2 protein-coding genes are annotated in these 5,356 nt (G+C 38.2%); one reads left to right on the top strand and one right to left on the bottom strand.

Features of this window, described 5'->3' with window-relative positions:
• Positions 1-58 precede the first annotated feature (58 nt).
• The gene (locus Q0791_RS24260) at positions 59-1,813 is read left to right on the top strand and encodes a glycoside hydrolase family 18 protein (RefSeq protein ID WP_299011837.1); all 1,755 of its coding nucleotides are present in this window, start codon (positions 59-61) and stop codon (positions 1,811-1,813) included.
• 231 nt (positions 1,814-2,044) lie between these two features.
• Here the strand turns inward: Q0791_RS24260 and Q0791_RS24265 are convergent, their stop codons facing one another.
• The gene (locus tag Q0791_RS24265; protein WP_299011838.1) at positions 2,045-5,104 is read right to left on the bottom strand and encodes a BspA family leucine-rich repeat surface protein; all 3,060 of its coding nucleotides are present in this window, start codon (positions 5,102-5,104) and stop codon (positions 2,045-2,047) included.
• Between the last annotated feature and the right edge of the window lie 252 nt (positions 5,105-5,356).

Consider the following 5,356-nt stretch of genomic DNA (forward strand, 5'->3'; position numbering starts at 1 on the left):
TTATATGAAGAACCATCTTATTTATCGCAATGTCTTCGGGATTATTTAGAATAAAAATATGAGGGGATCTTTAAGACTCACTTCACAACTCGTCGCTTGTGGCGGTGTAGACAATGATGATTCGACTTCATCAAGCTCCTCATCGACAGGTGATGACTCCAGTGATAGTAGCGATACGCAAAGTATTTCATTTAATACCGCATTAAGCTCAACATCATTAACATCAGGGGATGCTGCCAGCATCACGATAAGTTATGAGGGGACCTTAACATCATCCATTAACGTCACAGTGTCTGAGTCTAATGGACTGTTAACTTTTGATAATGATAATCACACTTGTGCCTTTTCCAGTAACACCCATTCTTGCACGTTAAATGTGACAGCCTCATCCACCGATGATACTCAAACAAGCACCTTAAGTTTTACGAGTAATGATACGGCTGACGAGATTAGTTTTTCTCCACAAAACATCAGTTTTACTGTAACAAGTAGTGACAGCGGTGGAAGCAGTGGTACCCAAAGTATAACCTTTAATACCGCATTAAGCTCGACATCATTAACATCAGGAGAGTCTGCCACCATTACGATAAATTATGAGGGAACATTAACATCATCCACTAATGTCACAGTATCTGAGTCTGATGGGCTGCTAACCTTTGACAGTGATAATCACACTTGTGTCTTTTCCAGTAGCACAAATTCTTGCACCTTAAATGTGACAGCCTCATCCACTGATGATACCACTCAAACAGGAACCATCAGCTTTACAAGTGATGATACCACTGATGATATCGCTTTTTCTCCAAGCAGCATTAGTTTTACTGTCAATGCAGGAACGGAAACTGAGCATTTACTGATAGGCTATTGGGCAAACTTGGGGCCTTGGACCTTAGAGGAAACGGCGGATCAAGGATTCAATATGCTGATTATTGCCTTTGGCAATATAGACAATGATGATGGCGTTTCACTGGACGCCTTTGGGCCAAACTTTACCAGTGATGTCATGATCCAAGATATTCAAAGTGCAAAAGCAGCCCACCCTGATCTGTCGGTATTGATTTCATTTGGTGGATCAAATAACACGTATTTTGTGGACGATGATTTAACGGATGATCAAATCAATACATTGGCTGGTAAGCTCAATGATTTTCTTGAAGAGTATGATTTAGATGGCGTTGATTTTGATATCGAAGGTAAATACAGTTATTCGGTCTTGCACACCTTAATTGCTGATCTTCAAAATTATCGCACTGATGCGGGAGAAACGCCTTATATCATTACCGCTGCGCCACAGCTCAATACCGACTCGAACGGTAATGCCCTGATGGTCTCAACGGGATATGAAACTGAGCCTTATTATGCCAGCACGGACGATACTTCAGCATTAGCTGATTTTGATTATGTCATGGTTCAGGAATATAACACGGTATTTTCACCGGCATTGTCATATAATGATCAAAGTTTATATGCCAATGACTTTGAAACAATAAGTAGCTCATTTAACCTGTTAAAACAGCAATTACCCTCAGATTCTAGTACGAAATTAGTGATTGGTGAACCCGCTTCTTATCACAGTGCCAGCGCAGCCTCTATTTTTTATGACTATTCTGCTTCACAAAATACTTATACACAAAGGGATTTAGATACTGTCATCAGTGGTGTGATATCTCAGGTGAGTCAAATAAAGGATGATGATAGATTTGGCGGTATTATGGAATGGGATACCTATGATGACGAAGTTTACAACGATCCAGCTTATGGATTCAGTCAAGGTATTATGTCATGTGTACTCTATTCAGAATGTGAGGACTAATCCTTTATTGACGGGCATGATGGGTAACACTCATCATGCCTTTCAATAAAAGCTGTGAATAAAAGCTGGAATTTAGACAAGCACTCCATTCCCCGATTTCCAGCAGAAATAATTATACCCTATACCAAGCTTTAATGAGTTGAATAACCTGAATAAAAGCTCATTTTACGACTAAAACAATATGCTTTAATGTATTAATGACATCTTTTGATACCAATATCAGTTATTAGGCTAAAAACTAGGTAACTGCTCATCAGTTAATGCACTGTTTGTAGAAAAGTTACCCGATTTTCTAACATTATCCACATTCCAGCCACTCAAATCTTGACTAAACATACGTGCTTTATTAAACATATAACGCATGTTGGTAACATTAGAAGTATCCCACTGAGACAAAGGCTGATTAAACCCATCGTTATCTCTGAACATACCATCCATATTCGTCACATTAGCGGTATCCCAACCTGAGAGATCCTGATTAAATGCATCTGCATCATTAAACATTCCTCCCATATTCGTCACTTGTGAGGTATTCCAAGCCGCTAGAGGCTGATTAAATGCCCTTGCCCCCTGAAACAAACCGCTCATATTCGTCACTTGCGAAGTGTCCCAATCAGATACATCCTGATTAAAGGCACTGGCATCCAAGAACATAGCCAACATAGTCGTCACATTAGAGGTATCCCACTGCGAGATATCTTGATTAAATGCCCTTGCACGCACAAACATGTAATTCATGCTAGTCACGCTGGATGTATCCCAACCAGATAAATCACCATTAAATGTCTCATTATGAGCAAACATAAACTCCATGTTAGTCACACTCGAGGTATCCCAACCGGAAATATCATGATCAAAAGCTCTGGCATATGAAAACATGTTATACATATTAGTCACTTTTGATGTATCCCATCCGGATATATCCTGATTAAATTCATATGCAGAACCAAACATATTATGCATATCAGTCACATTGGAGGTATTCCAATCAGAAATGTCTTGGTTAAAAACAAGTGCACCAGAAAACATATCGCTCATATTAATCACTCGGGATACATTCCACCTTGATATATCTTGGTTGAACACAAAAGCCCCCTCAAAAATACCGCTCATATTGATCACACTGGAGGTATCCCATTCTGATAAATCTTGATTAAAGTCTTGCACTCTGTAAAACAACTGTGACATATCAGTCACATTAGAGACATCCCAGCCTGAAATATCAGGGATCATCGAATATCTATAAAAAAGTCTTGCTAATGATGTTAATCTTGATATGTCATAATTTTCAATAACATCGTTGTTGCGTTCAAGTATTGCAATATAAAGTGAACTATTTGGCGTATCAGGTACATAAGCAGTATCCTTCATTGCTGTGGCCGACAACCACACATCATCTTGAATCACCTTACTCACATTCCAATCAGATAAATCCTGATTAAACTGCCATGCACCATTAAACATCATTTTTATATTTGTCACATTAGCGGTATTCCACCTAGACAGATCTTGGTTAAAACTCCATGCGCCATAAAACATCTTTTCCATATTTGTCACATTAGCGGTATTCCACCCAGATAAATCCTGATTAAATCCTCCAGTGTTGTAAAACATATAGGCCATATTAGTGACATTAGACACATTCCAGGCTGCAATATTAGGGTTTATATAATGATTAAAAAATAGCTTTTCCAATGATGTCATGGCCGATACATCATGTGCTTCAATCATTGGAAGATCATTATTTATGACCGCAACATAAAGTCCTCTGTTTGGCGTATCAGGTATAAAATCAGGTTCATCAATTGCAGTTCCAGACAGCCATACATCATCCTTAACAACTTTACTCACATTCCAGCCTGATAAATTTTGACTAAACGACATTGCACCATTAAAGGCTGCTGTCATATGAGTTACATTACCCGTACTCCATTGAGATACATCTTGATTAAAAGCTTTAGCATTGTAGAACATATATGCCATATTAGTGACACGACTCATATCCCAATTAGATATATCCTGATTAAAAACACTCGCCTTGTAAAATAGATAAGACATATTGTTTATATTAGACACATTCCAATTAGATACATCTGGGTTAAAAGTTAAACCAGCAAACAATTTCTCTAACGATGTCATTGTCGACACATCAAAGCCCTCGATAACTAATTTATCACCATTCAATATCGCCACATATAAATCCTTATGGGGGGTTTGAGGAATAAACCGTGTCTCTTTAATTGCAGTACCACTGAGCCATACATCATCAACAACCACTTCGCTTACATTCCAGGCAGACAGATCCTGATTAAACGCGCTGGCACCATTAAATGTCATCTTTAAATTTGTGACACTGCCAGTCTTCCAACTTGAGATATCCTGATTAAAAGCGGTAGCATTATAAAACATATAGGACATATCAGTTACATTAGACACATCCCAATTTGAAATGTCAGGATTTAAAAGGCTGTCTTTGAATAAATAAGACATATCCGTTATTTCAGAAGTATCAGCTGACTCTATAGCAAGGATATCGCCCTCAGCAATATAACGTTCAAGCTGCTGTCGAGTTGTTGTATTGGTTTGCACATCTGGCATATCAGCTTCATCTGAAGTATTGGTCTCATCTTTCGCTTCATCCAAATTATCTGCCACAATATTTGAAGTATCCCTTGTATCCCTTGTATCCGCTGTATTCGTTGTATCCGCTGTATCCGCTGTATCCGCTGTATCCGCTGTATCCGCTGTATCCGTTGTATCCGCTGTATCCGTTGTATTCGTTGTATTCGTTGTATCCGTTGTATCCGTTGTATCCACTGTATTCGCTGTATTTGCTGTATTTGCTGTATTCACTGTATCCGCTGTATCCGTTGTATTCGCTGTATCCGTTGTATTCGCTGTATTCGCTGTATCCGCTGTATTCGTTGTATTCGTTGTATCCGCTGTATTCGTTGTATTCGTTGTATTCGTTGTATTCGTTGTATTCGCTGTATTCGTTGTATTCGTTGTATTCGTTGTATCCGCTGTATCCGTTGTATCCGTTGTATCCGTTGTATCCGCAGTATCTGTATCATCTGTTATTGCATCAGTACTAGCACTGGCTGAAGTCATATTTGACGTTGTCGAATCGGATGCATTAGACGACGCTAAAATTACATCAGACAAAGTGTCATCGTTACTGCTTTCTCCACATCCATACAACATAGTCATCATCAAGAAAATACTCGAATAAAATATATTGTTCTTACGAATAGATTTAACAGTCGATGAATTAATAGCAGAATTTGACATATTCATTCCAATTCAATAGAGACTAATTCTGATATACTAATGCAGCACGATAACCATTTCATGCAAATAAAGTATGAATATCCTCTAATCCAAAGTCTATTTTTCTCGAAATGAATAATACTTTTATCTTATTCTCGTTTATCAAGAGTATTTTCATTTATCAAGAGTGTTCTCGTTGACGTGGTTTAATTGATACGACTAACCCAGTTAAGACATAATTGATTTAACTGGAGATTGAAATGAAAACACGTA

It is taken from the genome of uncultured Shewanella sp., assembly GCF_947495455.1.
In the GTDB taxonomy this organism is placed as follows: Bacteria; Pseudomonadota; Gammaproteobacteria; order Enterobacterales; family Shewanellaceae; genus Shewanella.

Excerpts from the sequence above, each read along its gene's own strand:
- Q0791_RS24260 (WP_299011837.1), top strand. The coding sequence starts at position 59 with ATGAGGGGATCTTTAAGACTCACTTCACAACTCGTCGCTTGTGGCGGT.
- Q0791_RS24265 (WP_299011838.1), bottom strand. The coding sequence starts at position 5,104 with ATGTCAAATTCTGCTATTAATTCATCGACTGTTAAATCTATTCGTAAG.